Here is an 18,455-nt window from a genome sequence, read left to right as displayed (position 1 = left end):
TATTAGGAGAGAGTGATGAATAATAAGATGGATTATCAAAGGGAGCTTGAGCGAATACGCGAACATTTCGGTTATGATTTTATGGCACTTGCTCTGGTTGAACCGGCCGAATATCAATACGTCATTAAATGGAAAAATGCCGCTGGCAATTTAAATGATCGATTTAAGCGGATTGTGCTGCAATCTGGAAAGGGCATAGCAGGAGTCGTGTTTAAAACCGGGAAATCTGTCTTTATTCCATCTGTTCATCAATATGTTGGGGCAGAGAACCTATTTAACTATCCGATCGTTCAATCCGAAAAGCTCAAGAGTCTCGGGGCTGTGCCTCTGTGGAACGATGCTCGCGTCGCGGGCGTACTATTGGGTGGATTTCGAGAAGAACAACTGATGACCGAAGCCATGATGCGTGATTTGGAAGCCTTGGCACATGAGGGATTTGGAGAGTTGAACGGGAAGGAAGTGATTTGAATTGACATTGTCTATAGGGACAGACTCTTTGAGTGCGCTAATGGTGAAGATGTTTGAGAACAGCACAGAAGCTATCTTCTTTTTTGATAGGGAAGGGAAAACCCTAGCCATGAACCCGGCGGCTGAGGAGATTGTAGACGATGACGTTCTCATTCAACTCTATGAAGGACAGGATAGGGCCTTATGTGGAACATGCAGAGGCTATACAAGCGACACAGAGCCCCGTACCTGCCTTGATTGTTATTTCAATGTGCCTGAATCCAACAATTTTGCTTCTTTTCAGGTCTATCTGGAGACGAAAAGCAACGGAATGGTTCCCTATGCAGCTTCTTTTCATACGATTGATTCTACAAATGGAATCCGGGTGCTGATGCTGAGAGATTTGACCCCGCAATTTCAGACGCAGGAGAAATTGTATCAGAACAAAATGATGAAGCATGTCATTGAAGCGCAGGAAAACGAGCGTAAACGGCTTTCCAGAGAGCTGCACGACAGCGTCGCCCAGGAATTGATGAGCGCGGTTGTTGAACTACGGGTATTAAAGTACATGACGAATGATGAGCAGCTCATTAAAAACATGAAGCAAACAGAAGCATCCATGACACGCTTGCTGGATGATATCCGCAACCTGTCTGTGGATCTTCGTCCTGCTACCCTTGATGATTTTGGACTTGAGGCGGCATTCCGTTCCCACTTTAAGCGGGTTGAGCAAAGTTTTGGTCTAGTGGTTGAGTTCATATCTGATCTTCCCCAGAAGCGGTATGGAAGCGAAAAAGAAACAGTCATTTATCGCGTCTGTCAGGAGGCTGTGCTCAATGCATTAAAGTATGCCCAGGTGGATACCGTTAAAGTTACTTTGTCCGAGCACGAACACGCGCTTCGTTTGACTGTAGAGGATAATGGGATTGGCTTTGACAAGGGGGGCAAGCCTATTGGAACAGGACTAGGCTTGTATGGTATGCAGGAGCGAGCAGAACTGGTAGGTGGAAGTTTTGGCGTCCTTTCGAATGTTGGCCAAGGAACCAAAGTCTTTTTACAAATTCCGATTGGACACGAGGAGGAATAGAAACTTGATCAAAATTGTATTAGCAGATGATCATGCCATTGTACGAAGCGGATTTTCCATGATTCTCAACTTCCAATCGGATATGGAGGTTGTCGGAACGGCTGCGGACGGGATTGAAGCGTATACTATGGTAGCCAAACATCAGCCGGATATTCTAATTATGGACCTCAGCATGCCTCCAGGCGAAAGTGGTTTGATCGCCACAGGCAAGATTAAAGAGGACCACCCTGACACTAAAATTCTGATACTGACCATGCATGACGACGAAGAATATCTATTTCATATTTTGAAGAATGGTGCTTCAGGGTACGTTTTGAAAAATGCACCAGATGAGGAGCTATTGCTTGCTATACGAACCATTCATGGGGGCGGGACTTATATCCATCCTAAAATGGCCACTTCTCTCGTGCGTGAATTCATCAAGAAAGACACAACATCACAAACCGAAGATCCGTATGAGATTCTGTCCAAGCGTGAGTTGGAAATTCTCCCTCTGGTCGCAAAGGGATACGGTAACAAGGAAGTTGCCGAAAAGCTGTTCATCTCTGTCAAGACCGTGGAAGCAAACAAAGCTAAAATCATGGAGAAATTGAATTTAAAAAGCCGGCCTGAGCTGGTCCAATATGCTTTAAAGAAAAAAATGCTGGATTTCTAGTTTATGAAAAAGATTATTTATAATCCAATAAATATCTACAATGAATCAAGCAGCTTCTTACGAGAAGCGGCTTTTTTATTTTCAGGGACTCCCCTGACCGGGAAAGGGGAGTCCCCTATATTCGAAAGGAACGGCTAGCGGCTACAATGGGAACAGAAAAATACAAATCAAACATTCGACAGAATAAAGTTGAAAAGGTGAGTTAAATGATTAGAAAAATGCAGTTGCCGCTACAAACATTGAACCTGATTCTTGGATTCATGGTGTGGGTCATCATTTCTTCCCTCATGCCGTTCATTACGGAGGATATCGTGATTCGACCCGGAAAACTGGCCATGGTTACGGCGATTCCGGTCGTGCTTGGATCGATTCTGCGCATTCCGCTTGGTTATTATGCCAATATCTTCGGGGCGAGAATCGTTTTCCTCGTTAGCTTTGTTTTGCTTTTGTTTCCGGTCTACTATATCAGTGAAGCTTCGACGATGACGGATTTAATTATCGGTGGCTTGTTCCTTGGGATTGGGGGAGCGGTGTTCTCGGTTGGAGTAACTTCACTGCCCAAGTATTATCCGAAAGAAAGACATGGTTTTGTCAACGGGATGTATGGTGTGGGCAACCTAGGGACAGCGGTAACGACCTTCTCCGCTCCAATTGTAGCGACACAGGTAGGATGGGCACTTACAGTCAAGCTGTATCTTATCCTATTGCTTGTTTTTATCGTTTTGAATTTCTTCTTTGGGGACCGTCATGAAGCTAAAGTCAAGACGCCCATTATGGAGCAAATCAAAGGGGTTTATAAAAATGAAAAGCTTTGGTTTTTTTCGCTCTTTTATTTTATTACGTTTGGCTCATTTGTAGCGTTCACGGTGTATTTACCGAATTTCCTCGTATCGAACTTTGAGCTGGATAAAGTGGATGCAGGGATGCGTACAGCAGGCTTTATCGCAATTGCTACATTCTTCCGCCCTATCGGTGGCTGGTTGGCTGATCGTTTTCAGCCCTTGTTCCTGCTGGTAGGTACGTTTGCTGTATATACGGTCGCTGCGATTCTTTTGGCTTTTTCCCCAGACATCACCCTGTATACCGTAGGGTGCTTGGCTATCGCTGTGAGTGCGGGAATCGGGAACGGTGTCATTTTCAAGCTAGTTCCATTTTATTTTAATAAACAGGCAGGCATAGTGAACGGAATTGTATCCATGATGGGCGGTCTTGGTGGCTTTTTCCCTCCGATCTTGTTATCGACGATTCATGCTGCTACTGGTCAATATTCCATTGGGTTTATGTTACTCTCCCAAGTGGCACTGGCTAGCCTGATCCTTGTCATATGGCTGTATTATCAAGCGCGCTTCCCTGTAGCCGAAGCATCCGACTCGATGAGCCAGGATCACTTTAAGAAACAAAAGAAACTTCAGCAGTAAGAGAAAAGGTATGGGACATTGTAATGAATGAACGTTACTCAAGACAGATCTTATTTAGACCCATCGGCAGTGAAGGACAACGTAATCTAACCGCAGCTGTCGTCACCATTATCGGCTGCGGAGCACTAGGTTCGGCCCTTGCCGAGACACTGGTAAGAGCGGGCGTTGGAGAGATTCACCTAGTTGATCGTGATTATGTGGAGATGTCGAATCTGCAACGCCAGCAGTTATTCACGGAGCAGGATGCTGCGCAAATGCTCCCCAAGGTAATGGCTGCTGAAAAAAGGCTGAAGGCTATACGAGAAGACGTACGCTTGTACACCTATCTCGACAACCTGGATGCCGAGCTTGCTCAAGAGCTTGCTGGTAAAAGTACATTGTTGATGGATGCTACGGACAATTTTGAAACTCGTCTACTAATAAATGATGCTGCACGAAAGGCTGAAATTCCATGGATTTACGGAGCCTGTGTTGGAAGCACAGGCGTTGTTTTTCCGTTCGTGCCGGGCAAGTCAGCTTGTTTTCGTTGCCTACTGCCATCGCTGCCGGCAATCAATCAGACCTGCGATACGGCTGGAATCATCTCGCCCGCAGTTCAAGTGACGGCTGCTCTCCAAAGTGCAGAAGCCATGAAGTGGCTGAGCGGTAAACGTGATAAAATGCGCAGCAAGGTTCATTTATTTGATCTATGGGAAAATACGCAGATGGACATAGGGATTTCCCGCATCCGCAATCAGGATTGTCCGACCTGTGGAGAACATCCTGTGTTTCCTGCACTGACCGCATCCCGTCGCTCAGCGTATGCTTCGCTGTGCGGACGGGATGTAGTGCAGGTTCTTCCGGACCCTCATCGTCCGATTACGTTGGACGATGCAGAGAAAATGGGCAGGCTTATGGCGGAACGTGTAAAAAGGACCCCTTATTTCGTTGAATTTTATGCCTTTGAGCATCGAATGATTTTATTTAAAAACGGAAGGCTCCTCATTCACGGTATTGGAAGTATTGCCAGAGGTCAAAAGCTATACCATCAGTTGTTCGGTTAAACAAGGGATATAGATCCAGGAAATATAAATAGTGAGCAGAGTTTTCATAGCAGAGTAGCTTGCCAGGTGGCTGGAAGGTGGAAAAGATGAGTGTATTTGAAATCGTGACGGAGCCCATTCTTCCGCAGATTTATGCAGATTATGTCTTAAGACCAGAAGCGGGAGCGGTGACCGTGTTTACAGGGCACGTAAGAGAGTGGACCCAAGGCGTACGGACATTATATCTTGCTTACGAGGCCTATGTGCCTATGGCTGAGAAAAAGCTTGCAGAGATTGGCCACGAAATTGAACAGAAATGGGAAGGGACAAGAGTAGCAATCGCACATCGGATTGGTGAGCTTCAGATCGGTGATATTGCCGTTGTCATCGCCGTCTCCTCACCACACCGCTCGGATGCGTATAAGGCGAATGAATACGCAATCGAACGAATCAAGGAAATCGTTCCAATCTGGAAGCGAGAGATATGGGAAAACGGAACACAATGGATTGGACAACAAAAGAAAAAGCCGGAGGAAATCAGTCATGATTAAGCTGTACTATTTTGCGGGACTCCGTGAAGTAACGGGAAAATTCGAAGAAATGGCAGATTTGGCAGGCCAAACTGTAGGGGAATTATGCAGTTGGATCACAGATAAATACCCGGATATGCCGATCAATTCTACACGAATTGCAGTAAACGAGGAGTACGCGTTGCTTACAGATGTACTGCAGGATGGAGATATCGCAGCTTTTATTCCGCCTGTCAGCGGCGGCTAGTGAAAGTGCTCGTCATGTGTCCATGTCCGCAACGTCAAATACAGCTAATGAAAAAAAGAAGGTGGTCACATGAGTTCACATCCGCTGAAGGATCCATTGCGGCGTCCGATTCGTGATTTACGTATATCTGTTACGGATCGCTGCAATTTTCGCTGTTCCTACTGTATGCCAAAAGAAATTTTCGGCGACGATTTTGCCTTTCTTCCCAAAAGCGAATGCCTATCGTTTGAAGAAATTCATCGGCTTACGGAGCTTTTTGTAGGTCTCGGGGTCAAAAAAATCCGACTCACAGGCGGTGAGCCATTAATGCGGCCAGATCTTCCCGACCTTGTCTCCAGATTAATGTCTATTAGCGGAGTGGAGGATATGGGTTTGACCACAAATGGCTTGCTATTAGGGCAACAGGCACAGCGCCTCTATGACGCGGGGCTACGACGACTTAACGTCAGTGTAGATGCTCTGAACCCCGAGCTATTTGGGCGGATGAATGGACGGGGCATTAAGCCTGCTTTTATTTTGAAGCAGATTGATTATGCAAGAAAAATCGGTTTTGAGATTAAGGTCAATATGGTGGTTCAAAAAGATGTTAATGATTCTGAAATTTTGCCGATGGCTGCTTATTTTAAGGAGCAGGGAATAACTCTTCGTTTTATTGAGTTTATGGATGTGGGTAACGATACAGGATGGAGCTTCAAAAAGGTAGTAACAAAAGAAGAAATTATGGAACGACTTAAGAACACGTACGAGCTGGAGCCGATAGATCAGCATTACTTTGGAGAAGTGGCAAAGCGTTACCGTTATAAAGACAGCGACGCGCAGGTTGGCTTTATTACTTCGGTTTCGGATTCGTTTTGCTCATCCTGCACGCGTGCCCGTCTATCTTCTGATGGCAAGTTTTATACGTGTTTGTTTGCTTCAGACGGATTCGATTTGCGCCAGATGCTTTGTAACGGGGCGAATGATCAGGAATTACTCGATGCGATTACTTCCGTATGGGAGCAACGCATAGATCGGTATTCCGATGAACGTACAGAACAGACTGCAAACAACAGAAAAAAGATTAACATGTCCTACATTGGCGGCTGACATTTTTATCCTGGTAATGTGCCGTATTCGATGTGGATATTCCCGGAAAGAAAGCGTAAACATTTTTGTTGGCAAAACTTAAATTCGATGTTATTATGATCTTGGGATTGTTACTGAAAAGGCAAAACCCGGGACATGGAACTGGACTTCCATGTGTTGGGTTTTGCCTTTTCTTTTTGTATACAGAGTTGGAATAACGTAGAAAGGTGAGTGATAGTGTAGGGCTTATTCCTCTTTATGAATACGCTTTCATTTTAATAGGTTTATAAATCTACACATTATAGTTGGTTTACAGCGAAAGCTTGATCGGCTCTTACCGTCTTGTGACCTATCTGAAATATCGCCCAGCATCTAAATCCTTTTTAGATTATTGCGGGATCGGGGGGGCAGCCAGAATGATCATAACAAAGATATTTAATAATAACGCCATAATAGCCAAAGATTCAAAAAGGCATGAATTTGTTGTTATGGGTCGTGGAATTGCATTCAAAAAGAATGCAGGGGAACAAGTAGAAGAGCATTTAATTGAAAAGGTTTTTATATTAAAACAAAAAGATGCTTCCGAGAAATTTAAATTATTGTTAGAGGATGTTCCTACAGAATATGTGTCGTTATGCTATGACATCATTGAATATGGAAAAAGCATATTGGAAGCACAGCTGAGTGACTATGTATATGTTTCGCTTACAGATCACATGAACAATGTATTTAAAATGTTTGATGAAGGGTTTAAAAATGCAAACCCGCTCATCTGGGAAATCAAAAAATTTTATCCTAAAGAATATGGAGTTGGCTTAAAAGCATTGGAGTTTATTGAAGACGAAACAGGTAAACGATTGTCTGAGGATGAAGCAGGCAATATTGCTCTTCATTTAATCAATGCTCAAGTAAACAACTCCTATCATAAAGTAGCTGATGTCGCTCAACAAACTCAAAAAATACAGGATATCTTAAATATTATTAAATACTCTTACAATATTACGCTAGATGAACACTCGACCAGCTATGAACGATTTATTACACATTTAAGGTTTTTCTTTCAGCGGTTAATTCAAAAAGATAAATTAGCACTGGAAGATGATTTTCTATTAAGGCAAGTGAAAGCAAAGTACAAAAAAGCTTATAGTTGTATGCTGAAGATTGAGAAATACTTGGACACGATATTGTCAGATGAGGAAAAACTCTATATAACGATTCATATTCAGCGTGTAACTCAATAACCAATTGAATAACTCCTTGGATTGTTACTGGTAATGCAGGCGAAACCAACCTTAGATCGAATTTGATCTATTTTGGTTTTGCCTTTTTTTATAAATACAAACAAAGGGGCAGTTACAATGAAGTATGAGACATTAGCAAAAGACATCATCAGGAATGTCGGCGGCAAAGAAAATGTAAATAGTCTAACTCATTGTATTACACGCTTGCGCTTCAAACTAAAAGATGAAAATAAGGCTAATACAGAGGTTCTAAAAAACATGGATGGTGTTGTCACTGTAGTAAAAAGCGGTGGGCAATATCAAGTTGTGATAGGTAATCATGTGCCCGAGGTTTACGCGGATGTTGCCGCAATAGGTGGTTTCCAGGCAGGTGATTCAGAAGAAGCTTCAGGTGAAAAAGTGAGTTTGTTCAATAGATTTATTGATACCATTTCAGGTGTGTTTACACCCACGCTGGGTGTCTTGAGTGCCACGGGTATGATTAAGGGGTTTACCGCTTTATTCGTAGCCTTGGGCTGGCTCAGCAACATATCAGGTACGTATCAAATTCTGAATGCTTTAGGAGATTGCTTGTTCTACTTCTTCCCTATTTTCCTAGGGTATACGTCAGCGAAAAAGTTCAATGCCAACATTTTCATAGGTATGGCGATCGGGGCGTCACTTGTTTATCCGACCTTTAGCACGATAACAGCCTCGGGCAAACCGTTATACATTCTATTTAGCGGTACTATATTTGAGTCACCGGTATATATCACTTTCTTAGGTATTCCGGTCATTCTGATGAGCTATGCATCCACGGTTCTTCCAATTATCATATCCACCTATGTAGGCTCAAAAATAGAAAATTTCTTTAAAAAGGTCATCCCTAGCGTTGTGAGAACATTTTTGGTTCCATTTTTCACCTTGTTAGTTATTGTTCCATTAGCGCTGATTGTGATTGGGCCGCTCTCGACTTGGGCAGGTCAACTGCTTGGCGCAGCCACCCTCTTTGTGTATAACTTAAGTCCGATGATTGAAGGCATAATCATGGGTGCTTTCTGGCAAGTATTTGTTATTTTCGGGTTACATTGGGGTCTTGTTCCTATCGCTATGAACAACTTGGCGGTGCTCAAATTCGATCCGATCCTTGCTGCGACGCTGGGAGCCTCCTTTGCTCAGACAGGTGTTGTGCTGGCGATTTTGTTCAAAACCAAAAATGTAAAGCTGAGATCCCTCTCCATTCCAGCTGTCATCTCCGGGATCTTTGGTGTAACAGAACCCGCGATTTATGGGATTACATTACCACGTAAGAAACCATTTATTTTAAGCTGTATAGCGTCTGCAGTGGGCGGCGGCATTATAGGCATGATGGGAACGAAAGGGTATATCATTGGCGGCTTGGGTATTTTCGCGATTCCAAGCTATATTAATCCGTCAGGAATAGACAGCGGATTTTATGGGGCTGTTATCGGTATCCTGGTGAGCTTTGTATTAGGCTTCTTGCTTATGTTCTTTGGCGGATTTAAAGATGATGAGGTGAAAGAAACGAAAAAAGAAGCGAGTACAACAGGTGCAGTAAAAGGAGGAGAAGTATTAGTAAGACAGGAGACGGTGATCAGTCCGTTAATGGGTGACGTAAAACCGTTATCTGAGGTAACCGATGAAGCCTTTTCCACAGGTGCTCTGGGTAAAGGGATTGCCATTGAGCCTTCCGAAGGCAAGGTCGTTTCACCTGTAGATGGTGTCTTAACATCCTTATTTTCGTCAGGTCATGCCATCGGCATTACCAGTGATCAGGGTGTGGAGATCCTCATCCATGTAGGCAAGGATACAGTCAAATTAAAAGGAAAATATTTTTATCCCAAGGTAAAACAAGGGGAAGCCGTCAAAAAGGGACAACTGCTCATGGAGTTTGATATGGAGGCTATCAAAGAGGCAGGTTACGTTCTGACTACCCCTGTGATCGTTGCCAACACTGCTAGTTACTTGGATGTTATTGAGACAGAGAAGAAGACGATTGGTTATAAAGAAGATTTGTTGACGGTCATGGTCTAACAGTCAGCGCGTACCTATCCCATAGGTATGCGCTGTTTGAATTTAAAACCGTCTTCTCTTCAGGAAACTACGGTGAATGTATACAGATTAGGAGATCACCATAGTCAATAGTATGTTAATTCACTAAACACATGGGATGAAAATGTCGAAATAGAGGGGAGGACGGATAACAAAATATAAGGAAGTGGATACATATTATGAATCAAGTAGAAGCTGTTTTGTCTGCCATGCCGTTTATTAGAGAAGCTGCACGACATGATGTTTTAATATCTGTAATGGATAAAGAAAAATTTCTATTCTTTCAGTCGGGGAAAAGTTTAGTCTATGACTTCAAGGCAGGCGACCCTCTCCCTGATGTACACAAGAACTTCAAAATGCTAGTAGGTGGAGAAAAGACCCGAGTTCGCTATGATGCCGAAGTTTTCGGGTTTGCTGCTGATTCTTACTTTCATCCGATAAAGAATGAACAGAATGAGATTGAGGCAGTAATGTGCATCACCTATAGTATGGATAATCAGGATCAACTGAAGAAGTTGATGAGCCAAGCAGAGGATGTTACAAGCAAGCTAGTGGAAGGGATTCAGCATGTAGCAGCCCATTCGGAGGAGCTTAGTGCGACAGCCGAGGACATTTTAAGCAATACGAAAAAGGCGGTTGAGGACTCTGGTAATGTGACTGAGGTGGCTGGCTACATCAAGGAAATTTCAGAGCAGACAAACTTGCTTGGACTAAATGCAGCCATTGAAGCTGCTCGGGTGGGTGAGGCAGGAGCAGGATTTGGGGTTGTTGCCGCAGAAATCCGCAAGATGTCTACGGGCACCAAGGAAGCCACTGGGCGAATTGAGCAATCCTTGCAAGCTGTCAGACAATCCGTTTATAGTATGGAACAAGAGATTGCGCAGATTACAGTATCCTCCCAAGAGCAGGCCAAGCTTGTGTCGGAGTTTATGAATATTATTGATCAATTAAATGAAACCAACCAAGGCTTGAGAGGTTTAATAGAGAAAATTACAGATGATGTTAATGCAAAATAAAGAATGGAAAAGTCTCGGTCTGTGAATTGTGCATTCTGTCATGGAAATGTAGATCACAGGGCGAGGCTTTTTTTAAGTTTATTTAGATGAATAACTTGGAGTGGATATATGTATGAATCTGAATGGGTTGAATGAACAGTGTTACACAGAACTAGATAAATCCATCAGAATCATTCATGAAACGGTTAATGAGGAGGATGACGTTCACTATTGGTTAGATACAAATGGGAAAAATGAATTAGTTATTATTTGTTCCCCATCACAGCAACATGTGCACAAGGTAAAGGGGATCATTAAACGCTCGATTTATGAATGAGATCCATTATCCATAATCAAATCTTTTCCGATATAATAGTGAAAAGAAGCCAATAGAACAAATACTACCTCAGAGAGGTGATTTACGATGACCGTTGATATTCTCCGACGTAATAATGTAAAAGTGTTGGGTACAGGCAGCCAGACGATTGTATTTGCTCACGGCTTTGGATGCGATCAGGATATGTGGCGTTATATCGTCCCTAGCTTTATCGACAACTACCAAATCGTCTTATTTGATTACGTTGGTTCTGGAGATTCCCAAATAAAATACTATGATTCCCAAAAATACAGTGACTTGCAAGGGTATGCCCAAGATGTGCTGGATATTATGGAAGCGTTAGAATTACAGAATACCATATTCGTCGGACACTCCGTTAGCAGCATGATCGGAATGCTCGCATCCATCCGAAGCCCTCAATATTTTGAACGCATTGTCATGCTCGGTCCTTCTCCACGCTATGTGAATGATCTGCCTTCTTATTATGGAGGCTTCGATAAGAGTGATATTGATGAATTACTGGATATGATGCAAATGAACTTTATTGGCTGGGCTAGTTATATGGCGCCCATTGCTATGCAAAATCCCGAGCGAGGGGACTTAACCGAAGAGTTGGAAAAGGCATTTTGCTCCAGAGATCCTCATGTTGCACGGCAATTCGCAGAGGTTACATTTTTTTCGGATTGCCGTGTCGAGCTTCAGCATGCTTCGGTTCCTACGCTTATTCTCCAGTGCTCGGACGATAGTATTGCCCCGATTGAAGTAGGAAATTACTTACATGCTCATCTTAGAAATAGCAGGCTTCAACAGATGAAAGCAAAGGGGCATTACCCTCACCTAAGCCAACCAGGAGAAACGAGCGATTTAATCAAAGAATATTTAGCAAGTGTGCAATAACAGAAGAAAGGCAGTCATGCAATGGATATTCAATTAGATAAAGCTCCCTGTGGATATTTTTCAATTTCGGATTCCGGGATCATTCAATCGGTGAATCAAACTTTATTGGATATGCTTCTTTATGACCGTAATGAATTGCTCGAACGGCCGATCGAATCCACAATGTCTGTTACCAACAAGCTATTTTTTCATACTTATTTTTATCCCTACATCCAGTTGTACGGGCGTGTCGATGAGATGTACTTTTCGTTCCGGACAAGTGATCGACAGGATGTGCCTGTACTTCTAAACGGGGTTCGCCAGGAACGCAACGGAGAAGCTGTTATTGATTGTGTAGTGCTTGTGATGCGTAAGCGAATTGAACATGAGAAAGATATACTACAGACCAAAACCAAGCTTCAGGAATTATATCAGGCTACGAATGAAGCAAACCAGAAGCTTGAACGGTTGCACGAAGAATATGAAATCAAACAGCAGGAACTAGTGCGGATCAATCACCAGCTAGAAACGATGGCGTCAACCGACCCGTTAACTGGGCTTAAAAATAGAAGATATTTTCAAGATCAATTACAAATCCGCCTAGCCTCCTTTCAAGAGACCGGAATACCTTTTTCGCTGCTGATCATTGATATTGATCGTTTCAAAAGCATTAATGACACTTATGGTCATCCGGTGGGCGACTTGGTGCTCACTAATCTGGCTGAATTACTACAATCCATGTCACGGGAAATGGACATTGTCGCTCGTTATGGTGGCGAGGAGTTTGTCATTATTCTTCCAGGCAACGATCAAGAGGATGCCATTCGTACAGCAGAAAGATATCGCTCCACGACGGCCTCAAGGGATTGGGGAGAATACAGCATTACTGTGAGTATTGGCGTGGCAACGGTTACGCAAGCGGATACGGAACAATCGATCGTTCATCAAGCGGATTTGGCTCTGTATGCTTCCAAGAGTGGCGGGAGAAACCGGGTCACGCATGCAGCAAGTCTTGTAAAGAGATAGATAGAGGCTTCATTAACTATATGAAGAGCTGGGGAGGATAAAATGGGCGAAGCGTACAAGCTGGACTGTGATATCTGTGCTTATACTGAGAACATATTTGTGGGGTTTGGTTTATTATATATGCGTTTGGAATCCATTGCTTTGTTTGTACAGGATGCTGCTCTTAAGCGGCGCATAGAAGAATTCATAGGCAACCCTTCGACGACATATGATGCTTATGACGCTCTGTATGTGTGCCCGGTCTGTCAGGCCATCCGCAATGAATTGTTTATTGAGATGGAATCGGACTCATCACAGTATAAAATTTCTTATGCTTGTCCTAGATGCGCGAGTGTTATGCAGCAGGAACACATTGAAAACAATGTGCCGGTTCATTTAAGTTGCCCAGCATGTGAGAAGGGTAAATTGAAGGCAACGTTTTATATGGATTGGGATTAATAGATTCCCCGAATATCTCCACAGCATACTCCAATAAGCCTGGTCAAACCAGTCAAATTCAGCTAATATTAATGATAACGATTCTCATTTGTGGTATCAGAATGAATGAAAACCTTTGAGGTGAACGCCTGTGAATTCAAATTCGTTATCATTAATATATCAGCATTATTTAGAAAAAACTCCGTTTAGAAAACAAAACGAGCATACGTATATGATGTTACCAGAAGCGGGCGACGGACATATTTACCGAGTTACGACTTACAGCGGAATCGAGATTGTGTATTCGCATATTCAATATCACGAGCCTTATCCGACGAACTTTGCCTCCAGAGGACAAATGATTGAACTTCAATTTGCACTTTCGGGTCAACGTCATGTAAATATAGCTGGTCTGGACTACACACTCCCGATAGGGCGGGGTGCTCTTATTTTTTTACAGGATTTCAAAGCATATTTCCATCCTCCCGTTAACGAACAATACCAATCCTTTGCGCTTGGCATCCCTGTTTCGTTGTTTAATTATGCAGCTTCACAGTTGGCAGCTCGTCGACAGGTAGCTATTGAATTTAATCAAATTTTGAAGGGTGCTGCGTTCCATCATCTTAGTTTTGAACTGGATCACAGAAGTATAGTGATGATTGAACATTTGATCAAAGACTTGAAAAGTGTGCATAGATCGCCTTTATTAATGGAAGCAGCGGCACTAGAGATTTTGAATAGGTTTATGATTCAATTATTTGATTTAACCCCCATGCCCGAAGGCTTATCTAAAGGGGATGTTAGAAAGTTGCATATGGCTCGGCAAATCCTTGAATCCAGTATGATTGATCCTCCTTCACTGATCGCATTATCCAAAAGAGTGGGATTAAACGATTTTAAATTAAAAAAAGGATTCAAAGCGTGTTTTGGAACGACTGTATTTGAATATTTGCGCCAAATTCGTCTTGATTATGCGATGAAGCTGCTTAGAAGCCAGGAAAGCAATGTAACAGAAGCTGCGATGGCTGTAGGATACAGTAATGTGAGTGCATTTTCAGAGCAATTTTTCCGGGAATACGGAGTGAAGCCATCATCTTTGAAGAAAGTATTTTAAAAATTCTGTTTTGACCATTTTAAAAAAATATCAAGGTAACAAAAAGCTGGAACCCTGTATAGATAGGATTCCAGCCTTTTTATTTGGTGCTTATTTCACGAAAGTTTCAATGCCATCTGTATTGATGGTTGAAGTATGGGTACGAGACGCTTCTTCAATATTTTTGAATGCCCAGTAATCTGTTGGTACATCCTTCCATGTAGCCTGAATGGTTCCTTCCAGGGGGCCTCGTTTTAAGATCGTGTTCAAAATTGTAACGGTTTCTACGCGTGTTATATATTTATTGGGTTGGAAGCTTCCGTCGTTATAACCGGTAATCCATCCTGCATTAGCTAGCGCTATAATGGAGTCTTTTGCCCAATGCTTTTCGATATCGATATAAGGAGACGTTGTGGTTTGTGTTCCTTTAAGCTGCTTCCAGGATGCGAGTATTGCTGCCATTTCTGCACGAGTGATGGGTTGCTCTGGTCGAAATGTTCCATCTGCATATCCATTCATGAGGTGCTGTGTCGTAAGTGCTATAATCGAATCCTTTGCCCAATACGTGCTAGGTACATCTTTGTATGTCGTTGAGCCTACTTTTGTCTCCAACTTTATAATCCTAGCCATCATCGCAGCGGTTTCAGCCCGTGTAATCGACTGGTCCGGTCTGAATGTACCATCCTGATAACCCGTTATATATTTTTCATGCGTAACCTCGGATTGCTCTACTGGCATGATTTCTGGAGTCGGTAAAACCGTTGAAGAAACCGATGGTGATGAAGCTGTGGTTGTTTCACTGGAAAAAGATGAATCACTGCTATCCGTGTTATCCTTCTTATCTTTTTTATTGCTACTGCTGCTGTCGTTACCAGTAGTAGCACCGGTTCCGCTCGTACTTCCAGTACCACCAGTGCCTGCATCTCCGTTTACAACCTGTATATACGCTTCAGAGGTACTCGGCGCGAATCGAGCATCCCCGCTGTATATAGCAGTGATCGCGTGGCTTCCCACACTTAAGTCTCTTGTAGTGTAGTACCCATTGGCATAGCCGTTCGAAATGCCCACTGGCTCCATCGTCAGCGTATCTAATACATTCATGCCGTCCATAAGGATGACCGTTCCGGTTAAATCGCCCGAAGTTTGTGGGTTCGAAGTTGTTCTCACGCTAAACCTTACTTCTTGGCCGTGACTAGACGGATTCGGCGAACTCAGTACTGTAGTTACTGTAGGTCTCAGTGAAGGTGTAGTCGTAGGTGTAGATGCATTTACGACCTGAATGTATGGCTCAGATGTGCTGGGAGCAAATCGAGCATCCCCACTGTAAATAGCTGTAATCGGATGACTTCCCACACTTAAATCGCTTGTGGTGTAGGTCGCAGTGGCATATCCATTCGCAATGCCATTTGGCCTCATCGTCAGCGTATCTAATATATCCGTACCGTCCATAAGGATAACCGAGCCGGTTAAATCTTTCGTAATTTGTGGGGTTGAGATGGTTTTGAGGCTAAACGTTACGGATTGACCTTGTTTAGAAGGATTTGTCCAACTCGTTACTGTGGTTTCAGTAGCATACACGGCATCCGTTACACTAGGTACTGGTGAGGAGGTTGCATACACTGCACTCTCGGAAAAACTCCATGTCCAGGTTCCAAATAAAACGATAACAGCAAGATAAGATAAACAAAAAGACTTGATTTTACGCATAAATTTCCTCCATAAAATTCCGGTGTCACGATGAACTTACTAGGATCCTCCATGATGACTAACCTACTAATATAATTTTTCTTTCTTACACTACTGATTTACTATACTAAATGCCTCTGAACCAATTCTGAACCAAATCGATAAAAACCGTGCCCAATTCACATCGCTAGAAGGGGATCACGATTTGCGAGCCTTTTCCGTAATTTCTCAGAGCAAATGCAAATAGGGTCAACCAGAAAGAAATGGTTGACCTCATAATATGAATGACAGTTTAGCGTGATATTTTGGAAAGACTTATTCCGTTAGTATTTAAATTTGACCGTTAGATCCTGTAATTTCTGTGACATATCCGACAAGGTCGTTGCCAGGCTGGTGATCTGCTGCATCGAAGCTAGCTGTTCTTCTGCAGACGCTGCAATATTCTGCGAGTTGTCCGCCGCTTGGAGCGCCAGACTCGATACGTTTTCTCCACTTGCTGAAATTTCCTGGACACTTGCGGTTATTTGCTCCGTGATGCTTGCAAGCTCTTCCGTTTGCTGTGCGATATGATTGGTGGACGCCACAATTTTATTAAACTGCTGCTCCGTCTCATTGGCAATTTTAATGCCGGAGTCGACATCCTGTTTTACGCGTTCCATGGTCTGAAGCGAATGCTCCATATCTTTGCGCATATTCTGAATCAACTCAGAAATCTGCCCGGAAGACTGATTCGATTGTTCGGCCAGTTTTCTTACCTCTGAAGCAACTACGGAGAAACCGCGGCCTTCTTCGCCTGCACGGGCAGCCTCAATCGAAGCATTTAAGGCAAGCAAATTGGTCTGCTGTGCGATATCCGTAATGGCATGTAGCATCGTGTCGATCTGTTGAGTGCGTTCATCCAACATTCTCATAACCGCATCGGTTTCATTGACAGAATGGTTAATCAAGTCCATTTGCTTCACTGTATGTTGTACAGCAGTACCGCCAAGGCTCGCCATTTCCATCGCGTCTGCAGACGATTCAGCAATAGTCAAGGAGCTATCCGTAATCCGTTGCATACCTATTGAAATTTCCTCAAGCGAGCTGGTTGTCTTCTGAAGCATCAGTTGCTGCTCCTTCGCACCGGCCGCCGATTCCTGAATCGCAATGGTGATATGCTCGGTTGCCTGTCCAGTGTGCTCTGCTCCAAGGGTCAATTCTTTCGAGGAAGCAGCGACCTGCTTTGTGGACAGGTTTACTTCACCGATCAAATATCTAATATTTTTAATCATATGATTGAAATCCTGTGCAAGCTCGCCAACCTCATCTTTTGAATTAATTTTGACTTCTTCGACCGTTAAATCACCGTCCGCAACTGCGTTAAGCCGCTTTGCAATCATGATAATAGGCTTCGTAAAACGTCCCGAAACAAAGCCTACGATAATTGCTCCCAGAATAACCGCAACAGTCATAATAATCAGGACAATGTAAAGGACCTTGGTCGCCCCGCTGTTAAATTCGTTAAAATATGCTCCAGAACCGATGATCCATCCCCAATAAGGATCCCTTTCAACGTACGAAATTTTCGTCTCCACTTGATCTGTACCAGGTAAAGCCCATTTATAAGTGACGAATCCCCCGCCGTTTGTACCGGCTTTTACAAACTCTTTTCCCACATGCACACCGTCTTCCGATACGGCATTTATTAAATCCTGGCCTTCGTTTGAAGGGTTCATCACTGAAACGGCATCTTGGTTGACTGCCCACGGATAACCTGTTTTACCCACAGTATATTTAATCTTTACCGGTCTTTTGTTATTAGCATCTTTTACACCGAGCAACTCGATGCGCAGTTTTTCCTGTGCTTCCTCCAATGTTAAATTACCGGCTTCAACTTGCCCATTGAGGAAACTAATCATACCAATTACCATTTGCACACTATTCTTAAGTGCCACTTTGCCTGATTCATTCATTTCATTCTTGGAAACAACATAAGAACTGATTCCAATCACGAATGTGGGCACAATTAAAATAATCAAGCACATTATGGTTAACTTCGTTCTTAATGATCTCACCTTCATGATTGATCCTATCTTTGTTTTCACTGCGATTTCCCCCTTAGACATCGATGTACAGACTCAACCCACTCCTACGGTAGTTGCAAAAGGGTAAAAGACTGTACATCATATATCGTAATATCATGCCAGGAAATGAAGCTCTCTCAGCCTGGCTGCTGTTTTATATGCTAAATTAAATCCGTTTAACCGCAAATTTATCCGTCT

General features: G+C 43.1%; 17 protein-coding genes. 15 read left to right on the top strand and 2 right to left on the bottom strand.

Features of this window, described 5'->3' with window-relative positions:
• Positions 1–15 precede the first annotated feature (15 nt).
• From ACN6NF_RS17390 to ACN6NF_RS17320, 15 genes are all read left to right on the top strand, one after another.
• Positions 16–468, top strand: coding sequence for a GAF domain-containing protein (locus ACN6NF_RS17390; protein WP_013372380.1), 453 nt, complete (start codon positions 16–18; stop codon positions 466–468).
• 1 nt (position 469) lies between these two features.
• Positions 470–1,534 carry a sensor histidine kinase gene (locus ACN6NF_RS17385; protein ID WP_474318780.1) on the top strand — a complete coding sequence of 355 codons (1,065 nt, stop codon included), beginning with the start codon at positions 470–472 and terminating at the stop codon, positions 1,532–1,534.
• A 7-nt stretch (positions 1,535–1,541) separates the two neighbouring features.
• Entirely contained in the window at positions 1,542–2,189 is a 648-nt protein-coding gene (locus tag ACN6NF_RS17380; protein WP_038978085.1) for a response regulator transcription factor, read from the top strand.
• Between the two features lie 206 nt (positions 2,190–2,395).
• A complete protein-coding gene (locus ACN6NF_RS17375) occupies positions 2,396–3,607 on the top strand; it encodes a nitrate/nitrite transporter (protein WP_474318779.1) in 1,212 nt (403 codons plus the stop codon).
• Positions 3,608–3,630: 23 nt separating this feature from the next.
• Positions 3,631–4,650 (top strand): ThiF family adenylyltransferase, encoded by a 1,020-nt coding sequence (locus tag ACN6NF_RS17370; protein ID WP_474318778.1) that lies wholly within the window; start codon positions 3,631–3,633, stop codon positions 4,648–4,650.
• Positions 4,651–4,736: 86 nt separating this feature from the next.
• The gene (locus ACN6NF_RS17365) at positions 4,737–5,180 is read left to right on the top strand and encodes a molybdenum cofactor biosynthesis protein MoaE (RefSeq protein ID WP_026065414.1); all 444 of its coding nucleotides are present in this window, start codon (positions 4,737–4,739) and stop codon (positions 5,178–5,180) included.
• Entirely contained in the window at positions 5,173–5,406 is a 234-nt protein-coding gene (locus ACN6NF_RS17360; RefSeq protein WP_474318777.1) for a MoaD/ThiS family protein, read from the top strand. The genes ACN6NF_RS17365 and ACN6NF_RS17360 overlap by 8 nt, the downstream gene beginning before the upstream one ends.
• A 69-nt stretch (positions 5,407–5,475) precedes the next feature.
• A complete protein-coding gene (gene moaA / locus ACN6NF_RS17355; protein WP_474318776.1) occupies positions 5,476–6,492 on the top strand; it encodes a GTP 3',8-cyclase MoaA in 1,017 nt (338 codons plus the stop codon).
• A 395-nt stretch (positions 6,493–6,887) separates the two neighbouring features.
• Positions 6,888–7,712 carry a BglG family transcription antiterminator LicT gene (licT, locus tag ACN6NF_RS17350; protein ID WP_474319073.1) on the top strand — a complete coding sequence of 275 codons (825 nt, stop codon included), beginning with the start codon at positions 6,888–6,890 and terminating at the stop codon, positions 7,710–7,712.
• A gap of 117 nt (positions 7,713–7,829) precedes the next feature.
• Positions 7,830–9,746 carry a beta-glucoside-specific PTS transporter subunit IIABC gene (locus tag ACN6NF_RS17345; RefSeq protein ID WP_474318775.1) on the top strand — a complete coding sequence of 639 codons (1,917 nt, stop codon included), beginning with the start codon at positions 7,830–7,832 and terminating at the stop codon, positions 9,744–9,746.
• A gap of 197 nt (positions 9,747–9,943) precedes the next feature.
• Positions 9,944–10,780 (top strand): methyl-accepting chemotaxis protein, encoded by an 837-nt coding sequence (locus ACN6NF_RS17340; protein WP_474318774.1) that lies wholly within the window; start codon positions 9,944–9,946, stop codon positions 10,778–10,780.
• A 403-nt stretch (positions 10,781–11,183) separates the two neighbouring features.
• Complete coding sequence (locus ACN6NF_RS17335; protein ID WP_474318773.1) at positions 11,184–11,993, top strand: alpha/beta fold hydrolase; 810 nt, start codon at positions 11,184–11,186, stop codon at positions 11,991–11,993.
• Between the two features lie 21 nt (positions 11,994–12,014).
• Positions 12,015–12,998 carry a sensor domain-containing diguanylate cyclase gene (locus ACN6NF_RS17330; RefSeq protein ID WP_474318772.1) on the top strand — a complete coding sequence of 328 codons (984 nt, stop codon included), beginning with the start codon at positions 12,015–12,017 and terminating at the stop codon, positions 12,996–12,998.
• 42 nt (positions 12,999–13,040) lie between these two features.
• Complete coding sequence (locus tag ACN6NF_RS17325; protein ID WP_474318771.1) at positions 13,041–13,436, top strand: hypothetical protein; 396 nt, start codon at positions 13,041–13,043, stop codon at positions 13,434–13,436.
• A gap of 130 nt (positions 13,437–13,566) precedes the next feature.
• The gene (locus ACN6NF_RS17320; protein WP_474318770.1) at positions 13,567–14,529 is read left to right on the top strand and encodes a helix-turn-helix domain-containing protein; all 963 of its coding nucleotides are present in this window, start codon (positions 13,567–13,569) and stop codon (positions 14,527–14,529) included.
• Positions 14,530–14,619: 90 nt separating this feature from the next.
• Here the strand turns inward: ACN6NF_RS17320 and ACN6NF_RS17315 are convergent, their stop codons facing one another.
• Positions 14,620–16,215: an S-layer homology domain-containing protein gene (locus ACN6NF_RS17315; protein ID WP_474318769.1), complete on the bottom strand. Its 1,596-nt coding sequence runs from the start codon at positions 16,213–16,215 to the stop codon at positions 14,620–14,622.
• A 302-nt stretch (positions 16,216–16,517) separates the two neighbouring features.
• Positions 16,518–18,278: a methyl-accepting chemotaxis protein gene (locus ACN6NF_RS17310; protein WP_474318768.1), complete on the bottom strand. Its 1,761-nt coding sequence runs from the start codon at positions 18,276–18,278 to the stop codon at positions 16,518–16,520.
• Positions 18,279–18,455 lie beyond the last annotated feature (177 nt).

The organism is Paenibacillus sp. TSM33, assembly GCF_056099025.1.
This window is presented reverse-complemented; position numbering and strand designations above follow the sequence as displayed.

Coding starts and splice junctions, on each gene's coding strand:
- ACN6NF_RS17360 (WP_474318777.1), top strand. CDS start 5,173: ATGATTAAGCTGTACTATTTTGCGGGACTCCGTGAAGTAACGGGAAAA.
- ACN6NF_RS17315 (WP_474318769.1), bottom strand. CDS start 16,215: ATGCGTAAAATCAAGTCTTTTTGTTTATCTTATCTTGCTGTTATCGTT.
- ACN6NF_RS17330 (WP_474318772.1), top strand. CDS start 12,015: ATGGATATTCAATTAGATAAAGCTCCCTGTGGATATTTTTCAATTTCG.
- ACN6NF_RS17340 (WP_474318774.1), top strand. CDS start 9,944: ATGAATCAAGTAGAAGCTGTTTTGTCTGCCATGCCGTTTATTAGAGAA.
- ACN6NF_RS17370 (WP_474318778.1), top strand. CDS start 3,631: ATGAATGAACGTTACTCAAGACAGATCTTATTTAGACCCATCGGCAGT.
- ACN6NF_RS17335 (WP_474318773.1), top strand. CDS start 11,184: ATGACCGTTGATATTCTCCGACGTAATAATGTAAAAGTGTTGGGTACA.
- licT (WP_474319073.1), top strand. CDS start 6,888: ATGATCATAACAAAGATATTTAATAATAACGCCATAATAGCCAAAGAT.
- ACN6NF_RS17375 (WP_474318779.1), top strand. CDS start 2,396: ATGATTAGAAAAATGCAGTTGCCGCTACAAACATTGAACCTGATTCTT.
- ACN6NF_RS17390 (WP_013372380.1), top strand. CDS start 16: ATGAATAATAAGATGGATTATCAAAGGGAGCTTGAGCGAATACGCGAA.
- moaA (WP_474318776.1), top strand. CDS start 5,476: ATGAGTTCACATCCGCTGAAGGATCCATTGCGGCGTCCGATTCGTGAT.
- ACN6NF_RS17325 (WP_474318771.1), top strand. CDS start 13,041: ATGGGCGAAGCGTACAAGCTGGACTGTGATATCTGTGCTTATACTGAG.
- ACN6NF_RS17365 (WP_026065414.1), top strand. CDS start 4,737: ATGAGTGTATTTGAAATCGTGACGGAGCCCATTCTTCCGCAGATTTAT.
- ACN6NF_RS17345 (WP_474318775.1), top strand. CDS start 7,830: ATGAAGTATGAGACATTAGCAAAAGACATCATCAGGAATGTCGGCGGC.